Genomic DNA, 20,061 nt, shown 5'->3' with positions numbered 1-20,061 from the left:
CACATGGATATTGAACAATTCCAACAAAAGCTGGAGGAGAAGGGAATTTCCCTTTCTCCTCAACAGCTTCATCAATTTGATACATATTACAAAACATTGGTCGAATGGAATGAAAAGATGAACTTAACTGCCATTACAGATGAGGAAGGGGTTTATTTGAAACACTTCTTTGATTCGATAACGGCAGCATTTTATGTTGATTTCGATAAGGTCGAGAAAATTTGTGATGTCGGAGCCGGTGCCGGATTTCCGAGTATACCACTAAAAATCTGTTTTCCTCACCTGGATATCACCATCGTCGATTCATTGAAAAAGCGGATTACCTTTTTAGAGCACCTTTCCAATGAACTTGATTTGGATAAGACCCACTTTTTCCATGATCGTGCCGAAACCTTTGCAAAAAACAAAGACCATCGTGAACGCTATGACCTCGTAACTGCACGTGCTGTTGCCCGCCTTTCCGTTCTAACCGAGCTTTGTCTGCCGCTCGTAAAAGAGAAGGGGACATTTTTGGCGATGAAAGCTGCAAATGCATCGGATGAATTGGACGATGCGCGGAATGCGATCAAACAGCTGGGTGGTCAATTTGAAAAGCTTGAAAAATTCCATCTTCCTATCGAAGAGAGCGAAAGAAATTTAATTTTCATCCATAAGCAAAAATCGACACCGAAAAAATACCCTAGAAAGCCTGGTACACCAAACAAGTCCCCACTATAGTTCCACGTGAAACATCCTTTTTTGTCGGAAGAAAGATGGGTCCGCCTAAAGGATATGGGATTTCCCCTGTAGAAAGTTATGTATGGAGTATGATAAAGGTGGTGTAAGAGATGAAACATCCGTTTTCACGATTGTTTGGTCTGGGAGAAAAGACTTCTGAGGCTGAAGATGGATCCATCGAAAAAGACTCGATTGAAGAAGAGTTCAGTGGAAACGAAGAAGTACTTCAGATACCGATAAAAGATATCGTACCGAACCGATACCAACCACGGACAGTCTTTATTGATGAACGTATAGAGGAATTATCTCAAACAATCAAAACACACGGCATCATCCAACCGATTGTTGTTCGACGCAGAGAAAATCAATACGAAATCATTGCTGGTGAACGTCGTTATCGGGCGGTTCAGAAGCTCGGTTGGCTTACCATCCCGGCGATTGTCAAAGAGTTCAATGAGTCTCAGACTGCATCAATCGCACTTATAGAGAATTTACAACGGGAAGAGTTGTCTGCAATTGAGGAAGCCACGGCTTATGCGAAGCTGATCGAGATACACGGGTTAACCCAAGAAAGCCTCGCACAGCGATTGGGGAAGGGCCAATCAACCATCGCGAATAAGCTGAGATTGCTGAAGCTTCCAGATTCCGTCCAAAATGCTTTGTTGAACAAAGAAATTACGGAGCGTCATGCACGAGCGTTGATTTCTTTGAAGGTCCCGGAAAAACAGGAGAAAGTCCTAAAAGAAATCAAAGAACGCAGCCTGAATGTGAAACAGACCGAGGAACGAATCAAGCAATTGCTCGAGTCTGAACAACAAAAGGAAAAGCCGAAGCCCAAACGAAAATCGGTGAGTAAGGACATGCGGCTTGCTATGAATACGATTCGTCAATCCATAGATATGGTGCACCAAACCGGTTTATCCATAGACTCGCAGGAAGAGGATTTGGAAGACTTCTATCAAATTACGATTCGTATCCCGAAAAAATAGGTTCGACATAGCCAAAACTTTTAGACTTGCTACGACATGTAGCGAGTCTTTTTTGCGTTGGGCTCTGATTAAGGGGCCCAGAGTCCCACCCCTGGAAGTAGGCGTGCAATTTCATGAGTGAGGCGTGGAATTTCTGGAGGTAGGCGCATAATTCCTGAAAAAAGGCCCACAATTCCTGAATTTTAGCCGGTTTTTCCTGAAAATGCTCCTCGTATTCCGGAATTTCTGCAGTAATTCCTGAAAAAGCATATGGAATTCCTGAAATTAGTACTGATTACCTGCGTGAGTTATTTTCCGTTTTTACAACTAAAAAACCGTTCTTTCGTCCGTATTCATGATAAAATGAGAAAAAGTAGTTGTAAGGGTAAGGGTAGGTGACAACGTGGCGAAAGTCATAGCGATTGCCAATCAAAAAGGCGGAGTTGGCAAAACGACCACATCTGTGAATCTTGGCGCATGTTTAGCGTATTTAGGTAAAAAGGCTTTGTTGATTGATATAGATCCTCAAGGAAATGCCACAAGTGGAGTAGGCATTGATAAAGGGGATATTGACCAATGCATTTATGATGTACTCGTCGATGATCTTGATGCGACAAAAGTCATCCAGCAGACGAATGTAGAAGGATTATTTGTCATTCCTTCATCCATCCAGCTTGCGGGTGCTGAAATTGAACTTGTCCCGACGATATCAAGGGAAGTCCGGTTAAAGCGTGCGATTGAACAGGTTTCTAAACGATTTGACTACATAATCATTGATTGCCCGCCATCCTTGGGGCTATTGACCATCAATTCATTGACGGCTGCGGATGCAGTGCTGATCCCTGTTCAATGTGAATATTACGCTTTAGAGGGATTAAGCCAGCTGCTCAACACGATCAGGCTCGTCCAAAAACATCTGAACACGAAACTGATGATCGAAGGTGTTCTGCTGACGATGTTCGATGCCAGGACCAATCTCGGCATCCAAGTCATTGAAGAGGTGAAGAAATACTTTCAAGAAAAGGTATACGGGACAGTCATTCCTCGTAATGTCCGGCTGAGTGAGGCACCGAGCCATGGGAAACCGATTATCATTTATGATCCGAAGTCTCGGGGAGCAGAAGTTTATTTAGACCTCGCAAAGGAAGTGATGACGAATGGGTAGAGGCTTAGGAAAAGGGATCAATGCTCTTTTTCCTTCCAATGAATCAGAACTCGAACAAGAAATCCAAGAGGTGAAGATTGGTGACATTCGCCCCAATCCCTATCAACCTCGTAAGACATTTGATTCAAAGGCAATCCAGGAACTGAAGGAATCTATTGAAACACATGGAATCCTGCAGCCAATCGTTGTCCGTAAGAGCATCAAAGGCTATGAAATTGTAGTCGGGGAACGCAGGTATCGGGCAGCCAAGGAATGCGGCATGAAAAAGATTCCTGTACTAGTTCGTGATCTTGATGAGCAGAAAATGATGGAGCTCGCACTCATTGAAAACCTGCAGCGTGAGGATCTGAATCCGATTGAAGAGGGTCAAGCCTATGCAAGCCTCATGCAGGAGCTGGAATTGACACAAGAGCAATTGGCCAGCCGACTGGGGAAAAGTCGTCCGCACATTGCCAATCATCTGCGATTGCTTCAATTGCCATCCTTGGTCCAGCAGCTTTTGGCAGAGAAGAAACTGAGTATGGGCCATGGAAGAGCATTGTTAGCTTTAAAGAACAAAGCGAACGTGTCAAAAGTCGTTCAAAAGGTCATGAAAGAGAACTTGAGTGTCCGACAAGTCGAATCGCTCGTCCAACAAATGAATCAAAATGTTCCACGTGAAACAACCAAACAAAAACCTGAAAAGAATGTATTTGTGAGAGAGAGTGAAGAACGATTAAGGGAACGTTTCGGAACGCCTGTATCGATACGACAATCGAAGCAAAAAGGAAAAATTGAAATCGACTTCTTTTCGAAAGAAGATCTTGATCGTATACTCGAATTGTTAGAAGGCCGAGAGTGATGATGGAACCATCGATATGATGGTTTTTCTTTTCGTCGTTAATGGTGTCTTCAGCAGGTATCAACAAATGGTACAATCATGAGCAGGAAACATAGGAGAAAGTAGGGAAAGTCATGGTCCTCCTCGGTACAATCGTCAATGGATTGGCGATCGTAATTGGAACGGTGTTCGGATTGATCTTCACTCGAATACCGGAAAGTACGAAAACCACAGTTCTGCAGGCAATGGGTTTAGCTGTCATCGTATTGGGGATTAAGATGGGCATTCAAAGCAATCATGTCTTGATTGTCATCATCAGTCTCGCAATCGGTGGCGTGATCGGAGAGACTTTAAAGCTGGACGACCATTTGAATAACCTAGGGAATTGGATTGAACAAAAAGCTGGGGCGAAGCGTGAGGGAAGTGTGGCGAAAGCATTCGTAACGGCTACACTTGTATTCGTCATCGGTGCATTGGCAGTGGTAGGTGCTTTGGATAGCGGACTTCGCCTTGATCATGAAGTCCTTTATACGAAGGCATTAATTGATGCTTTCATATCGATGATTTTCACAACGACGATGGGATTTGGCGTTATTTTTTCTGCGATACCGGTCGTCTTATATGAAGGAACCATCGCGTTACTTGCGACACAAATTCAAAGCGTGTTCAGTCCGGACCAGCTCCAGGTGTTGATTACCGAATTGACGGCAACAGGGGGAATATTGATCTGTGCAATCGGATTGAATCTCCTGAAAATCATTCATGTGAAGGTGTTGAATCTGCTTCCGAGCTTGCTGGTCGCCGGCATCCTGATTTATTTATTACCATATAAAGAAACGATTCTGGATTTCTTTTCATTCATCCAACCATAAGAAAAGAGGCTGACCGATTGGTCTGCCTCTTTTTTAATGCAATTCCGCAATATCATTTGAAACAGGTCGTTCAGGAGTGCGTTTCTGGAAGCTTTTCCTTAAGCTGGCCAGGTGAATACCTTCAGCGATCAAATCGGCCATCTTCATGACAAGATTCAAACGGGTGTTTTGCAACACGAAGTATTCCATGAATCCACTCACATTTACAATGCCGGTCATATGAATTTCGCCAACAGGAGGAAGTTGTTTTTTCACCGCTGCTCCGGGCTTGACGGGACCTTCACCAAGTGAGATCATCCCGACGCTGCTTAGTTTACCAAGACACGCATCAATTCCGATGATGAACGGATCGATATGCCTTGATTTGATTTCTTCGAGCTTATCTTCAAGGTTGACAGCGTGGACTGGGTCCTCAAGTGTGCCGTATACCTCATAGTACGCGGAATGCTTGGCCTTCAATTTCGTTCCTACGAGTGGTCCCAATGAGTCACCTGTTGAACGGTCTGTTCCAATACATACAATGACAATCGGCCTGGTTGTCGGAAGAAGCTTGGCTAAGTTACGGGTGATTTCCTGAATCGCATCTTCTTCTTCATGATGAACTTTATATTGGAACGGTTTTTTTGAAAGTATTCTCCGTTTTAGATTCATAGGACCCTCTCCTTTGTAATAGTAGTATCAGTATACGGATAAAATTTGGACGTTATACATAAATCCGATAAATACTAAACGTTAGGGAGGATAAAGAATTGGTACGAGCAGGATTTCAATGGATGTTTTTAATCTTAGGAACCGTCATAGGAGCAGGGTATGCCTCAGGACGTGAGCTGTGGCAATTTTTTGGTCATGAAAGTGTACTTGCTATCGTCTTATTTTCCCTATTGTTCAGTTTTTGTTGCTATGTCATCATGTCGATGAGCTTCGAACAGAAGAGTATCCATTATCGGCCGATACTCGAGAAGCTGATCGGGACACGCGTCACAGTCGTATTTGATTTACTAATCATCTTGTATCTATTTTCAACCACTGTCGTCATGCTGGCAGGAGGAGGAGCGACATTACATACCTTCAGGATTCCATACTGGTTCGGTGTTATATTCATCGTAACGTTGTTGGTGTTGTTGTTCTTCTGGGATGTGGAGGGGATGATTTCCATGAATGCGTTTGTGATTCCCATTCTGGTGATTCTGTTGCTGTTCGTTCTATTCCTTTTCACGAAGCATCAAATGAATGAATTTCCTTTTGATTTCAAGCATCAGGGCAACTGGCCCAGTGCCTTCACGTTCACTGCGTTGAACATCCTTCCGCTTGTCGCTGTCTTATCTGCGGTGGGTAACCAGATTCGTAGAAAAGGAGAGATCATCATCGCGAGTATTGGAAGTGGGGTCCTGCTCGGGGGAATCTCACTATTATACAATCAATCCTTATTATCGATTGCGAATGAAATCGTCCTCTATGAAATTCCGTTATTTGCGATATTGAAGCATTATCCTTATTTCTGGGTATTGATTATGTCGATCCTTCTCTGGATTGCCATCTATACGACAGCTGCTTCAGGTGTATTCGGTATTGTCTCTCGCTTCCGGAAATCCATCAACCTGCCATTATGGTTAATGAGTGCGATTTTACTGGTTATCATGATGCCTTTGACGATGTTTGGCTTTTCAACGCTTATAGCAATTTTATACCCGCTTTATGGCATCCTTAACCTTTACATTCTTGCTGCGATCCTCCTTTATCCGTTCATGAAAAGATCGGGGCATGTTTAGCAAAAATAGGAGTATTGCGTAGAGTGTCAATCATTTGTAAGATAGGGGTAGATTACGAACAGAATGGAGGGGAAGGATAGACGCTATGAGTCAGACAAAAGAATTCGATCTAAACGATATTGTAGAAATGAAGAAGCCGCATCCTTGTGGGGAAAACCGTTGGAAAATCATTCGATTAGGAGCAGACATCCGGATCAAATGTATGGGGTGCGATCATAGTGTCTTACTTCCGAGAAGAGAATTCGTCCGGAAAATGAAGAAAGTGATTACGGAAAAAGAGTAAGCCGATCAACGGCTTGCTTTTTTTGTTATCTGATGTGGAAAGCGAGTCTCCTGTAATAGAACGTGTTCCACGTGAAACACCATTGGTAAAACTTTCAGAGCAATCGATCGAAGGAGACTCGTATCGTTGCTTGTCTTTTTCAACAGTTCTCTCTATAATTGGAAAAGATGCATATCAGGTGTTGATAGTAAAAGGAGTGTATATAGATGGCGTTAACAACAGGTATTGTCGGTCTTCCGAACGTAGGGAAATCGACACTCTTTAATGCAATTACACAGGCTGGAGCGGAAAGTGCAAACTATCCTTTCTGTACAATTGATCCGAACGTAGGGATTGTAGATGTACCGGATTCTCGTTTACAAAAGCTTACCGAGCTCGTCAATCCGAAAAAGACGATTCCTACTCATTTCGAATTTACGGACATTGCTGGAATCGTAAAAGGCGCAAGTAAAGGGGAAGGACTTGGAAACCAATTCTTATCCCATATCCGTCAGGTGGATGCGATCTCTCATGTGGTCCGTTGTTTTGATGATGAGAACATTACACACGTTTCGGGTAAAGTCGATCCGATTGATGATATTGAGACGATCAACCTTGAGTTGATTTTTGCCGACATGGATACCATTGAAAAGCGGATTACGCGTGTTGAAAAATTAGCACGTCAAAAAGATAAAGAAGCCTCTTACGAATATGAGATTCTATCAAAATTGAAGAAAGCTTTCGAAGCAGAAATGCCTGCTCGAAGCGTGGATTTGACGAAAGAGGAAAAGAAGGTCGTCCATGGCTTACACCTTCTAACGATGAAACCCGTCCTTTATGTTGCAAATGTTGCTGAAGAAGACCTTCTTGAAGGCGGCAACGAGCTCGTTGAACGCGTACGTGAATATGCTGCCAACGAAAATGCTGAAGTAATCGTGATCAGTGCGAAAGTAGAATCAGAAATCGCTGAGCTTGAAGGGGAAGAAAAACAAGCATTCCTTGAAGAGCTTGGGATTGAAGAAAGTGGTCTTGATCAACTGATCCGTGCGGCCTACAATCTGTTAGGTCTTGCAACTTACTTTACTGCAGGTGAACAAGAGGTCCGTGCTTGGACATTCCGTCAAGGAACGAAAGCCCCGCAAGCGGCTGGAATCATCCACACCGATTTTGAACGTGGCTTCATCCGTGCAGAAGTCGTCTCCTATGATGATCTTGTAGAAGCAGGATCCATGGGTATTGCTCGAGATAACGGAAAAGTACGTCTCGAAGGAAAAGAATACGTCGTCAAAGACGGAGACGTTATCCACTTCCGCTTTAATGTGTAATGAAAATGAGGCTGACCATGAGTCAGCCTTTTTCAATTTGAGTACAATTTTACTAATTTACAAGTAAAAGTGGCAGTTTTCTAAGTAAAAGGAGAAGAATTCTAAGTAAATCACACCTTTTTCGAAGTATTCACCACTTATTTCTAAGTAAACGAGTACCTGTGAGACCAGTTTTATAACAAAACGTATCGCTGTACGATAAGTCTTTCCGAGACCCCTTGTCTACCCAAGGGGTTTTTGCTATAATAGGTCGGTGTGAGTTATTATTGTTTAAATAATTGACTCTCCTTGCTTTTACGAAACAGTAAAAGCCGCTAAGACCAAAAGGAGGTGACCGGAATGCGTAGATATGAAATCATGTACATTCTGCGCCCGAATCTAGAAGAGGAAGCTCAAAAGGCTACAGCTGAAAAAGCTGAAAGCATCCTTAAAGATAACGGTGCAGAAATTGAAAAAGTTGACGACATGGGTAAGCGTCGTCTTGCTTATGAAATCAATGATTTCCGCGATGGCTACTACAAAGTTATGTATGTAAATGCAGACTCTGATGCTATCAACGAATTTGACCGTCTAATGAAGATCGACGACAGCGTTCTTCGTTTCATGACTATCGTAAACGAACAGCAGTAATTTAAGGAGTGGTTCTGGTGATCAACCGCATTATTCTTGTCGGCCGACTAACGAAAGATCCAGAGTTACGCTATACTCCGAACGGAGTTGCCGTAGCGAATTTCACACTAGCAGTTAATCGTCCTTTTACGAACCAACAAGGTGATCGTGAAGCGGATTTCATTAACATCGTAGTGTGGCGCAGACAAGCTGAAAACGCAGCGAATTTCTTGAAAAAAGGAAGCCTTGCTGGTGTTGACGGCCGTTTACAAACACGATCTTATGAAAATAATGAAGGTCGACGAGTATACGTAACCGAAGTCATGGCAGAAAGTGTCCAATTCCTTGAGCCGAAAGGATCCAACCAAGGCGGTGGCGGTGGTTATAACAACCAAGATAATCCATTCGCTGGTTCCGGACAAGGTGGCCAAGGCGGCCAAGGCGGATACGGAAATTCAGGTAATAAGAATTTCGGCGGTGGCAATCAGAACCGTAATAACGACTTTAATGATGATCCTTTCGCCAATGATGGTAAACCGATCGACATTTCTGATGACGACTTGCCATTCTAAGGACATCTACTCTGAATAAATGTACGAACAAAAAATGAGAAGGAGGGTTACGAATGCCTCGTCCAGGACGTAGAAAGCGTAAAAAGGTTTGCTTTTTCACAGTAAACCAAATCACTTACATCGACTATAAAGACGTTGATCTTCTTAAGCGTTTCGTTTCCGAGCGTGGAAAAATTCTTCCTCGTCGTGTAACTGGAACTTCTGCGAAGTACCAACGTCAATTGACACGAGCAATCAAGCGTGCCCGTCAAATGGCATTGCTTCCATACTCAGCTGAGTAGTAAGAATACAGCAGGGGATTATTCCCTTGCTGTTTTTGATTACATAAAGATACACCCGCTTACTGGGTGCTCGTTTTCCGCGGGTGAGCTATAAATAAAGAAAAGTATTTACAGAGACTTTAAAAAATGTGCTACAGACGTCAACACTTGTCCAAACAGACTTGTCCACCAAGCATATGATGTACTGTAGCTAGCTAATCGGTCGATGATTGAATTGCCACCCCCATTCTCCTTTATTGTTAAAACCCTCATCTCGATTTCCAGTGAAGAGATGTCCTCCATCGCTTGACACACGATGTAAAACAATTTGGCGATTTCCATCATGGATTCAATTAGCTGGCTCATATAAAATAGAACACGAACGCTTCAATAGAGCTGTGTAGGCTCTTTTTTATTTGGCGCTGTTAGCTTTTATTGTTAATACTTAAAGCGTTGCCCGCGGAAAGCGTCCGCATGAAGCTGATCATTCACTAACAGAGCCTTTTATTTTATAAGCGTACAAATAGCTTTATAATATATAGAAGGAATATGGAAAGGGATAGGGAAGTAACTTCTACTACCTACTCGTCCAGACATTCTCTGTTTTCTTATAAAGAAGGTGACATTCAGCGGATTGTCTCTTGAAGTTGAGACACGTATGCTTATCATATGTGCTGAGAGAGCTGGAGTGAGATGGGAAAATAGGTTAAATCCTGACGAACTCGGCTAATATAGACAATAAACGTAGAATCCCATATATAGGATGGAATTTGTACATATAATGGAAACGGAACATAGATGAGGTGACACTGTGAATCGAACAAGAGCTTTAACGGAAGGGGCTATACTGGCGTCCCTTTATGCTGTATTATTCTTAATAACGCTTTATTTACCGATCATATCGACAATAACACTGTTTTTATTGTCTTTACCATTTGCGATTTATACAGTAAGACATGGGTTTAAGAAAAGCTTGCTCCTCGTTGGAACAGCGATCGTGTTATCCATCATTCTTGGATCAATCGCTTCCATTAACATTCCGATTCTGTTCGGATCCGTCGGAGTTGTAATGGGGCACTTTTACCGGAAAAAGAGTTCCAGCTTCGCTTTGCTGCTAGGAACGACCTTTGCCTTTTTAGCAAACTTTATCTTAATCTATATTGTTAGTATTCTTTTCTTCGATATCAACCTGACGACGTTGACGAAGGAATCAATTGAACAAATGATCGCAATGACAGAAAGCTTCGGTGGGATACTAGGTGGCGATGTTGAGAAGTCTGTCGAACAATTGAAAGGGTTGTTGGTCGTCATTCCATACCTCCTTCCTGCTTTATTTGTGATCATGGCGGTCATCTTCGCATTCATTACGATTCTCATCAACAATATATTCATGAAGAAATTGAACATCGACGTCCCAGAATGGAAGCCGTTTCGAGAGTGGTCTTTTCCGAAAAGCATCATCTGGTATTACCTTGCGACGATTTTAATCTTTTTGAGCGGCCCGGAACAAGGCTCTGGCCTTTATATCGTGACAAATAATCTTTATCTTATTTTAGAGATTATTCTTGTCATTCAAGGGTTGGCAGTTATCTACTATTATTTCTGGAAGAAGGGCAAGGGGAAAACGATACCGGTACTTGTTACCATTCTTCTTTTTATCCTGCCACTGGGATTTTATGTCGTAAGAATCTTAGGTATAATTGATTTAGGATTTGATTTAAGGAAACGGATTAAAGCCTGAAGCATGGGAGCTGACCTTCATGCCAAAGTTTTTTGATAAAAGATGGCAGGAATTACATATTATTTTGTTACTTGTCATCTTGGCGATATTTATTGGCATTATTACGTATTATAACTGGATATTCGGTCTAGTCGCTTTCGTCGTTTTAGGGGTGACGATTTATTATGCTTTGATTAAGGAGCTGGAGTTCCGGACGAAGCTGGAGGATTATATATCGACCCTCTCCCACCGTGTAAAAAAAGTGGGCGAAGAGGCACTGATGGAAATGCCGATCGGAATCATCCTTTATGACGATCAATATAAGATTGAATGGACCAATCCCTATTTGACGACGATCATTGAGCAGGAATCGTTTATCGGGAATTCACTGAACTTGATTTCAGAAGAACTCATCCCATTGATAAAAGGGGAAGAGAAGGATGAAATCATTAAAGTCAATAAAAGGAAATACCGTGTCTATTTAAAAAGGGAAGAACGTCTGTTATATTTTTCAGATGTAACCGAACAGGTTGAAGTTGAAAGACTATACGATGAAGAACAGACCGTTATGGGTGTCATTTTCTTAGACAACTATGATGAAGTCACCCAAGGGATGAACGACCAGGTAAGAAGTAACATCAACAGTAAGGTCACTTCCATACTGAATCAATGGGCGACAGACTATGGTATCTTCCTGAAACGTACGTCGTCTGAACGATTCGTTGCTGTCTTGAATCAACGGATTTTATCTGAACTTGAAAAGACGAAGTTCGCCTTATTGGATGAGGTCAGAGAATTGACCTCTAAACAAAATATACCGCTTACGTTAAGTATCGGGCTTGGCAGCGGATCTGCAAATCTTCCAGACTTAGGACAACTGGCTCAATCCAGTCTTGATCTTGCATTAGGACGTGGGGGAGACCAGGTTGCGATCAAACAGACCAACGGAAAAGTACGTTTCTATGGTGGAAAGACAAATCCGATGGAAAAGCGGACCCGAGTGCGTGCCCGCGTTATTTCCCATGCCCTGACTGAGCTTGTTTCCGACAGTGATCAAGTCATCGTCATGGGGCATAAGAACCCAGATATGGATGCTATCGGGGCGAGTATCGGAATTTTAAAAGTCGCTAGCATTAACGATAAACCAGGAAGTATCGTATTGGACCCGAATGATGTCGACATCGGCATCCAAAGGCTTTTAGAAGAAATCAAAGGGAAGGAAGAGCTGTGGGAGCACTTCATTACGCCTGAAGAGGCGCTGGAGAGAGCCACACCGAATACCCTCCTTGTCGTTGTTGATACACATAAGCCTTCGCTTGTCATTGAGGAGAAGCTCGTGAACAAGCTTGAAAAGGTGATCGTCATCGACCATCATCGCCGTGGGGAGGATTTCATCGGCGACCCTGTACTGGTTTATATGGAGCCATATGCATCCTCCACTGCCGAACTTGTGACGGAATTGCTTGAATACCAGCCTAAACTCCGAAAGATGGACATTCTTGAGGCTACAGCCTTGCTGGCGGGTATCATCGTCGACACGAAGAGCTTCACACTGCGTACGGGCTCACGAACGTTTGATGCAGCCTCGTACCTGCGCTCACACGGTGCCGATACAATCCTTGTCCAGAAGTTCTTGAAGGAAGACCTTGATCGGTATGTGAAGAGGTCCAGACTCATTGAGAATGCCGCGATCTATAAAGGTGGCATCGCAATCGCCTTAGGAGAAGAGGACGAGGAATACGGCCAAGTATTGATCGCGCAAGCCGCAGATACCCTTCTATCGATGTCAGGGGTCTTAGCTTCGTTCGTCATTTCGAAGCGTATTGATGATAAAATAAGTATCAGTGCACGTTCACTAGGAGATGTGAATGTTCAGATGATCATGGAAAAGCTGGATGGCGGCGGTCATTTGACCAACGCTGCAGCTCAATTGGAAGATGTAACGATTGAAGAAGCGGAAAGACGCTTAAAAGAGATATTAGATGAATATTTTGAAGGGGGAGAAGAGGAATGAAAGTCATTTTCATTAAAGATGTGAAAGGGAAAGGCAAGCAAGGGGAAGTGAAGAACGTATCTGAAGGGTATGCACGCAATTACCTATTCCCGAACAACCTTGCGAAGGAAGCCAATCAAGGCAACCTGAAATCCCTGGAGAAAAAGAAGGAAAGCGAAAAGCAGAAGGCGGAACAAGAACGCTTGGATGCTGTTGATTTAAAGGATCAACTCGAAAAGCTGACGGTAGAATTGTCCACGAAAGCTGGAGAAGGCGGCCGATTGTTCGGCTCAATCACGAGCAAACAGATTGCTGAAGAGTTGAAGAAAAAGAATTACAAGATCGATAAACGTAAAATCGAGCTTTCTGAACCGATTCGTACGCTTGGCTATACGAATGTCCCTGTAAAACTACACCCAGAAGTTACAGCGACGTTGAAAGTCCACGTGACTGAACAGAACTAATTGAAAAAGGACAGGAGGAAAACCCATGAGTGACTTATTCTCAGACCGTATCCCTCCTCACAACATAGAAGCAGAACAGGCAGTCCTAGGGGCTGTCTTTCTCGAGCCTGAGGCATTGACGTCAGCGACGGAAATGTTGATGCCTGATGATTTTTACCGTGCCGCTCACCAACGGATCTTTTCTGTGATGGTCGATCTATCGGAAAAGGGGGAACCGATCGACCTTGTAACGGTTACCTCGGAATTACAGGACCGGAAGCTTCTAGAGGAAGTTGGAGGCGTCTCGTATCTCAGTGATCTTGCCAATGCAGTACCAACAGCTGCCAATATCGAGTATTATGGCCATATCGTCGAAGAGAAATCTCTTCTCCGTCGTTTGATCCGCACTGCAACGGATATTGCAGCTGACGGATATTCACGGGAAGATGAAGTCGAAGAAATCCTGAATGAAGCAGAGAAAAACATCCTAGAGGTTGCCCAGCGTAAAAACGCAGGCGCGTTCGTTTCAATCAAGGATGTCCTCGTAGAAGCCTACGATAACATCGAACAGCTTCAAAACAGCAAAGGTGATATTACTGGAATACCTACTGGTTTCGTTGAGCTGGATCGTATGACGGCAGGATTTCAGCGTAACGATCTGATCATCGTAGCTGCACGTCCTTCTGTTGGTAAGACGGCGTTTGCTTTGAACATCGCCCAGAACGTTGCGACAAAGACCGATGAAAATGTCGCCATCTTCAGTTTGGAGATGGGAGCGGAGCAGCTCGTCATGCGTATGCTCTGTGCGGAAGGAAACATCGATGCTCAACGCCTCCGTACAGGAGACCTGCAAAGCGAGGACTGGCAGAAGCTGACGATGGCGATGGGAAGCCTTTCGAATGCAGGGATCTACATCGATGATACACCAGGTATCCGTGTCAGTGATATCCGTGCGAAGTGCCGTCGCCTGAAACAAGAAAAAGGCTTAGGCATGATTCTGATTGACTATATGCAGCTGATTCGTGGGAATGGCGGCAAGTCGAGTGAAAACCGACAGCAGGAGGTTTCTGAGATCTCCCGTGCATTGAAAGGTCTTGCACGTGAGCTTGAGGTGCCGGTTATCTCGCTGTCCCAGCTATCCCGTGGCGTAGAGTCGCGTCAGGATAAACGCCCGATGATGTCCGATATCCGTGAATCCGGAAGTATCGAGCAGGATGCCGATATCGTCGCCTTCCTTTATCGTGATGACTATTACGATAAGGAAAGTGAAAACAAAAACATCATCGAAATCATCATTGCGAAGCAACGTAACGGTCCGGTCGGTACGGTAGAATTGGCTTTCGTCAAAGAATATAACAAGTTCGTCAACCTGGAACGGCGTCACGATGAAAGTGAAATGCCGCCAGGAGCGTAGATATGAAGAAGCTATCCTGTTTGGGATAGCTTTTTTTGTGTAGTAAAAAAGTGCTGAATTCAGGAATTGTGTCGGGATTTTCCGGAATTGTGGCTGGAATTTCAGGAATCAAGCGATGATTTTCCGGAATTGAGGGCCGATTTTCAGGAATTGACCACACATTTTCAGGAATCGCCCCTCCTTTTTCCGCAAATACGCGCATAATTTCAAGGAATCGATCAGCTCAGCTTCACCATACCAACCACCAAAACACCGAACATAATGAAAATTACTTATAATAACGTTCGGATTTTATTGACATATACAGTGTGAGTTGGTACACTTAGCATGGTTTTTAAAGCAATAAACGAACTGTACGATGTTCTATATACCTTGGAGGTGCACTTTTTATGAGTTCTGTAGTCGTTGTAGGTACCCAGTGGGGAGACGAAGGAAAAGGTAAAATCACGGACTATTTGTCACAAGAGGCGGAAGTGATTGCTCGTTATCAAGGTGGAAACAACGCTGGCCATACGATTGTATTCAATGACAAGAAATATAAATTACATCTGATTCCATCAGGCATTTTCTTTGATGATAAGATTTGTGTCATCGGAAATGGCATGGTCATCGATCCGAAGGCTTTGGTGGAAGAGCTTCAATATTTACACGATAAAGGTGTCAGCACGGAGAATCTTCGAATTTCAAACCGTGCACATGTCATCCTTCCTTATCATTTAAAGCTTGATATTTTGGAAGAGGAAAGCAAAGGCGAGAACAAGATTGGAACGACGAAGAAAGGCATCGGCCCTGCTTACATGGATAAAGCAGCTCGTATCGGAATCCGTATTGCGGACCTTCTTGATAAAGAAGAATTTGCTGAAAAGCTGGAGCGTAATCTTCGTGAGAAAAACCGCTTGTTTGAAAAAGTGTATGAAGTAGAAGGCATGAAGCTGGAAGACATTTTAGAAGAGTACTACGAGTACGGTCAGCAGATTGCAAAGTATGTGACGGATACTTCTGTTACATTGAATGATGCCCTCGACAATGGACGACGTGTGTTGTTTGAGGGAGCGCAAGGTGTCATGCTCGATATTGACCAGGGAACGTATCCGTTTGTCACTTCCTCAAATCCGATCGCAGGCGGTGTAACGATTGGTTCCGGTGTTGGTCCTTCCAAGATCCAACATGTAGTAGGTGTATCAAAAGCTTACACAACTCGTGTCGGTGATGGTCCGTTTCCTACAGAACTCCACGACGAGGTCGGCGATCAAATCCGTGAAGTAGGGAATGAGTACGGAACTACGACAGGACGTCCACGTCGGGTTGGTTGGTTTGACAGCGTCGTCGTTCGCCATGCGCAACGTGTTAGTGGCATTACAGATTTATCGTTGAACTCTATTGATGTTTTGACTGGAATTAAAACGTTGAAGATTTGTACGGCTTATAAATACAAAGGTGAAATCATTGAGGAGTTCCCTGCCAGTCTGAAGGTGCTCGCACAATGTGAGCCTGTTTACGAAGAAATGCCAGGATGGGAAGAAGATATCACAGGTGTTCGCTCTCTGGACGAGCTTCCTGAAAATGCCCGTCATTATGTAGAACGTATTTCTCAGCTAACAGGAATCCCGTTGTCCATCTTTTCAGTTGGACCGGATCGTAAGCAGACAAACAAGGTTAGAGGCGTATTCTCATCACTATAAAAATGAAGTCGAGGAACGAGGCGAGAGGGTTTTCATTCCTCTAGCCCTCGTTCTTCTTCACTTCTTGATGAAAAAAGAAGGATAACTGACGAATTCAATCAATTTAGCATTGTTTTTTAATAGATTCCATGATACTATTTATTTTGTCGTCAAAAAGACAGCTATTAGCAATGAACGTTACGATGTGAATTAGCTATGAATTGTCCCGACACAGCCTTCTACGAAGTGTTGCTTGTAGAGGAAGGGACATAAAGGTGAATAATCTTCAATTTAACAAGAGCCATTAGCTCAGTTGGTAGAGCATCTGACTTTTAATCAGAGGGTCGAAGGTTCGAGTCCTTCATGGCTCACCATTTTTTATTTAAATAACATGGACCCGTGGTGTAGGGGTTAACATGCCTGCCTGTCACGCAGGAGATCGCCGGTTCGAATCCGGTCGGGTCCGCCATTTATATTACTCAGTATTAAACTTCATATGGCTCGATAGCTCAGTCACGAGCGGTTACAGCGTCGAAAAGACCACGAGTTGTCCCGACGCAACCAGCAACGAAGCATTAACTGGTAGAGAAAGGGACAGGGAAAACCGACGGACTGAAATTAACTTCATAATGGCTCGATAGCTCAGTCGGTAGAGCAGAGGACTGAAAATCCTCGTGTCGGCGGTTCGATTCCGTCTCGAGCCACCATTTTAAATCCAACAGCATGATCGTGTTCATGCTTTTTTTAATGCCTAAAAATAATTATTTTTACCAAATAAACCCTTTATACCCTTATTTATGGAAATGATTTTACAGCAATAATACAGTTACATTACAAAATACTGTAATATATTGTCGAAGAAATAGGTCATATGATAATGTGTTAAGCGTTGAATCTTATAAAATAGATAAAAAGTCATGTTATAAAGTGACTATAAAGTTTACATAGTAGGAGGAGAACGTAAGCTTTGGGTATGGGGATCGGTAACACGCAAAGGAAAAAGGTTGGGAAAATGCAAAGAATTGCATTGCTGACGATTCTAGCATTCACAGTAGGTTTGTTCGGTTTCAACTCTGCAACATATGCATCAGATGACCGTTTTGAACTGATCAAGACCGTCTATCACGTCTATGTTGATGGTGAAAATATCGGACTTGTCAATGAGAAAAATGTCGTAGAAGATACAAAAGCACAAATGATTCAGAAGGCTGAAGATCGTTTCAAGGATATACAATTAACTGTCAACGAAGATATACAGTACGTCCCTGAAAGAATCTTCAATCCAGATGTCGACCATGAAGCGGTCAAGAAAAAGCTGCAAGATCAGCTTTCAATTGGCATTCTTGGAGCCAAACTCTCTTTTGGCGGGAAGACACTCGGTTATTTCAAAACAGCTGAAGAAGCGGAAGAAGTAGTCCGTGAATTGAAGCTTAAATATACAGATGAAAAGACACTGGACAAGCTCCAGAAACAAGCGGAAGAAAAAGCTGACTCCGATAAATCTGGGGAACAAAAAGAAGAAAAGAAGTCGGTTGAAGACGAGACATTCAGTGTCTCATTTGATAATGAAGTTCAGATCACTTCCGAAAAAGTGTCTATCGATGATTTGATCGATCAAGAAAAAGCGATGGAACGCTTTAAAAAAGGGACGTTGAAAAAGACATCCCATAAGGTCAAAGAAGACGATACAATTGAATCAATTGTAGAAAAATACGATATAACGCGTGAGGAGCTATTTGAATTAAACCCTGACTTGAGCGAATTGACAAAGCTTAAAGAAGGGGAAAAGCTCATCGTGAAAGAATACAAGCCTTTTGCCAAAGTCGTTGTTAAGGAAAGAGTAACGAAAGAGCACAAGATTGCGTATGACTCTGAAGTGAAAGAAGACGACACGATGCCGAAGGGTGAAAGTAAAATTTCACAAAAAGGAAAAGATGGTAAGAAGAGCGTTCAATACGAAATCACTTCCGTAAACGGTGAAGTTACTGATAAGAATGTAGTAGCTGAAGAGGTTCTATCTGAGCCTGTAACGGAGATCAAGATCAAAGGAACGAAAGTCATCCCTTCCCGTGGAACTGGATCCTTCCACTGGCCAACGGTCGGAGGCTATATCTCCAGTCATAAAGGTCAACGTTGGGGAAGACAACACAAAGGAATTGACATCGCTCGCCCAAGTAACCGAGCCATCCTTGCTGTCGATAACGGTACAGTCGTATCTGCCGGATTCAATAGTGGAGGATATGGTAACCGAATCATCATCAACCACAATAACGGATTCAAGTCTGTGTACGCACACTTAGCATCCATGAACGTGAGTGTTGGACAAACAGTCAAAAAAGGCCAAAAGATCGGGGTCATGGGATCAACAGGACACTCTACAGGAGTTCATCTACACTTTGAACTCTATAAGAACGGTGCCCTGCTCAATCCATTGAAATATATCAGCCGATAGAAAAGATCCTCTGGTGTGGTTCATCCCACCAGAGGTTTTTGTATGGACGCCATTAATTTTCCCATATGGGAGTAGTGTGGTAAAATAAGTGAAAACTATGAAAAATACGCTTAAAGAAATTTTACATGTTGAAACATATATTGGTGTCTTAAGAAATTCACGACACTCCTGCGGGAAAGCGAGCCAAGCGAGACCCCACAGTGAGCAAAGCGAGCGAGGAGGCTTGCGGATCGCCCGCGGAAAGGGAGTGGATTTCTGGAAAGTAGTGCAGCTAACTAAATATAAATACACTCGAATTGGTTTTAACTTGATTGCAAAGGAGACCATCACATGGATAAAAAAATACTTGTAGTAGATGATGAAAAGCCGATTGCAGATATTCTACAATTTAACCTTGAAAAAGAAGGCTTTAATGTCGTTTGTGCTTATGACGGCGCAATGGCACTAGAAAAAGTCGAAGAGGAAATGCCGGATATGGTGCTCCTCGACATCATGCTTCCGCAAAAGGATGGCATGGAGGTTTGCCGGGAAATCCGTAAAAAGTATGATATGCCGATTATCATGCTGACGGCAAAAGACTCTGAAATTGATAAAGTACTTGGATTAGAGCTCGGCGCAGATGACTATGTGACGAAACCATTCAGTACGCGTGAATTGATTGCGCGTGTCAAAGCGAATATGCGTCGCCACCATAATGAGGGCGAGAAAGAAGGAATTGATTCAACGAGCGAAATCAAGATTGGAGCCCTCACGATCCATCCTGAGGCTTATTTGGTTACAAAACGCGGTGATACGATTGAACTGACGCACCGTGAATTTGAATTGCTACACTATATGGCAAAGCATACAGGACAAGTCATGACCCGTGAACATCTGTTGCAGACCGTATGGGGCTATGATTATTTTGGAGATGTACGTACAGTCGACGTGACCGTTCGACGTCTAAGAGAAAAAGTGGAGGATAATCCAAGTCATCCGATGTGGATCATTACACGTCGCGGTGTTGGTTATTACTTGCGAAATCCAGACCAGGAGTAGT

At 43.2% G+C, this 20,061-nt stretch carries 19 protein-coding genes and 3 tRNA genes; 21 read left to right on the top strand and 1 reads right to left on the bottom strand.

Going from position 1 to position 20,061, the window contains the following annotated elements; genetic code table 11:
• Positions 1–3 precede the first annotated feature (3 nt).
• The 5 genes from rsmG (at position 4) to V1497_RS18620 (ending at position 4,542) form a co-directional block, all read left to right on the top strand.
• Positions 4–717: a 16S rRNA (guanine(527)-N(7))-methyltransferase RsmG gene (gene rsmG / locus V1497_RS18640; RefSeq protein WP_349409004.1), complete on the top strand. Its 714-nt coding sequence runs from the start codon at positions 4–6 to the stop codon at positions 715–717.
• Between the two features lie 110 nt (positions 718–827).
• A complete protein-coding gene (gene noc / locus V1497_RS18635; protein WP_349409003.1) occupies positions 828–1,706 on the top strand; it encodes a nucleoid occlusion protein in 879 nt (292 codons plus the stop codon).
• 382 nt (positions 1,707–2,088) lie between these two features.
• Entirely contained in the window at positions 2,089–2,850 is a 762-nt protein-coding gene (locus V1497_RS18630) for a ParA family protein (RefSeq protein ID WP_349409002.1), read from the top strand.
• Positions 2,843–3,691 (top strand): ParB/RepB/Spo0J family partition protein, encoded by an 849-nt coding sequence (locus V1497_RS18625; RefSeq protein WP_349409001.1) that lies wholly within the window; start codon positions 2,843–2,845, stop codon positions 3,689–3,691. The genes V1497_RS18630 and V1497_RS18625 overlap by 8 nt, the downstream gene beginning before the upstream one ends.
• 113 nt (positions 3,692–3,804) lie before the next feature.
• Entirely contained in the window at positions 3,805–4,542 is a 738-nt protein-coding gene (locus V1497_RS18620) for a DUF554 domain-containing protein (RefSeq protein WP_349409000.1), read from the top strand.
• 33 nt (positions 4,543–4,575) lie between these two features.
• On the opposite strand, the gene yyaC is transcribed toward V1497_RS18620, so the two are convergent.
• Complete coding sequence (gene yyaC / locus V1497_RS18615) at positions 4,576–5,193, bottom strand: spore protease YyaC (RefSeq protein WP_349408999.1); 618 nt, start codon at positions 5,191–5,193, stop codon at positions 4,576–4,578.
• Positions 5,194–5,315: 122 nt separating this feature from the next.
• Here yyaC and V1497_RS18610 point away from each other — a divergent pair, with 122 nt between their 5' ends.
• The 16 genes from V1497_RS18610 (at position 5,316) to yycF (ending at position 20,060) form a co-directional block, all read left to right on the top strand.
• Positions 5,316–6,311 carry a hypothetical protein gene (locus V1497_RS18610; RefSeq protein WP_349408998.1) on the top strand — a complete coding sequence of 332 codons (996 nt, stop codon included), beginning with the start codon at positions 5,316–5,318 and terminating at the stop codon, positions 6,309–6,311.
• Positions 6,312–6,396: 85 nt separating this feature from the next.
• Positions 6,397–6,594 (top strand): DUF951 domain-containing protein, encoded by a 198-nt coding sequence (locus V1497_RS18605; protein ID WP_349408997.1) that lies wholly within the window; start codon positions 6,397–6,399, stop codon positions 6,592–6,594.
• Between the two features lie 206 nt (positions 6,595–6,800).
• Positions 6,801–7,898, top strand: a complete 1,098-nt coding sequence (gene ychF / locus V1497_RS18600) for a redox-regulated ATPase YchF (protein ID WP_349408996.1) — start codon at positions 6,801–6,803, stop codon at positions 7,896–7,898.
• A 339-nt stretch (positions 7,899–8,237) separates the two neighbouring features.
• The gene (gene rpsF, locus V1497_RS18595) at positions 8,238–8,528 is read left to right on the top strand and encodes a 30S ribosomal protein S6 (protein WP_349408995.1); all 291 of its coding nucleotides are present in this window, start codon (positions 8,238–8,240) and stop codon (positions 8,526–8,528) included.
• Between the two features lie 17 nt (positions 8,529–8,545).
• Positions 8,546–9,079: a single-stranded DNA-binding protein gene (ssb, locus tag V1497_RS18590; protein WP_349408994.1), complete on the top strand. Its 534-nt coding sequence runs from the start codon at positions 8,546–8,548 to the stop codon at positions 9,077–9,079.
• A gap of 53 nt (positions 9,080–9,132) precedes the next feature.
• Positions 9,133–9,360 carry a 30S ribosomal protein S18 gene (gene rpsR / locus V1497_RS18585; protein WP_221567495.1) on the top strand — a complete coding sequence of 76 codons (228 nt, stop codon included), beginning with the start codon at positions 9,133–9,135 and terminating at the stop codon, positions 9,358–9,360.
• A 790-nt stretch (positions 9,361–10,150) separates the two neighbouring features.
• Positions 10,151–11,080, top strand: a complete 930-nt coding sequence (locus V1497_RS18580) for a YybS family protein (RefSeq protein WP_349408993.1) — start codon at positions 10,151–10,153, stop codon at positions 11,078–11,080.
• A gap of 19 nt (positions 11,081–11,099) precedes the next feature.
• The gene (locus V1497_RS18575; protein ID WP_349408992.1) at positions 11,100–13,073 is read left to right on the top strand and encodes a DHH family phosphoesterase; all 1,974 of its coding nucleotides are present in this window, start codon (positions 11,100–11,102) and stop codon (positions 13,071–13,073) included.
• A complete protein-coding gene (gene rplI, locus V1497_RS18570) occupies positions 13,070–13,516 on the top strand; it encodes a 50S ribosomal protein L9 (protein ID WP_349408991.1) in 447 nt (148 codons plus the stop codon). Before V1497_RS18575 ends, rplI begins: the two co-directional genes overlap by 4 nt.
• A 25-nt stretch (positions 13,517–13,541) precedes the next feature.
• The gene (dnaB, locus tag V1497_RS18565; RefSeq protein ID WP_349408990.1) at positions 13,542–14,909 is read left to right on the top strand and encodes a replicative DNA helicase; all 1,368 of its coding nucleotides are present in this window, start codon (positions 13,542–13,544) and stop codon (positions 14,907–14,909) included.
• Between the two features lie 389 nt (positions 14,910–15,298).
• A complete protein-coding gene (locus V1497_RS18560; protein WP_349408989.1) occupies positions 15,299–16,591 on the top strand; it encodes an adenylosuccinate synthase in 1,293 nt (430 codons plus the stop codon).
• 277 nt (positions 16,592–16,868) lie between these two features.
• Positions 16,869–16,944: transfer RNA gene (locus V1497_RS18555), tRNA-Lys, on the top strand.
• A gap of 19 nt (positions 16,945–16,963) precedes the next feature.
• Positions 16,964–17,039 (top strand) — tRNA-Asp (locus V1497_RS18550).
• Positions 17,040–17,201: 162 nt separating this feature from the next.
• Positions 17,202–17,277: transfer RNA gene (locus tag V1497_RS18545), tRNA-Phe, on the top strand.
• A gap of 266 nt (positions 17,278–17,543) precedes the next feature.
• Entirely contained in the window at positions 17,544–19,022 is a 1,479-nt protein-coding gene (locus V1497_RS18540; RefSeq protein ID WP_349410884.1) for a M23 family metallopeptidase, read from the top strand.
• Between the two features lie 330 nt (positions 19,023–19,352).
• Positions 19,353–20,060 (top strand): response regulator YycF, encoded by a 708-nt coding sequence (gene yycF / locus V1497_RS18535; RefSeq protein WP_349408988.1) that lies wholly within the window; start codon positions 19,353–19,355, stop codon positions 20,058–20,060.
• The last annotated feature ends 1 nt before the right edge of the window (position 20,061 follow it).

Origin of the sequence: Pseudalkalibacillus sp. SCS-8 (assembly GCF_040126055.1) — a bacterium.
Taxonomy (GTDB): Bacteria; Bacillota; Bacilli; order Bacillales; family Fictibacillaceae; genus Pseudalkalibacillus; species Pseudalkalibacillus nanhaiensis.
The sequence above is the reverse complement of the archived record's forward strand: the minus strand, read 5'-3'. Positions and strand labels throughout refer to the sequence as shown.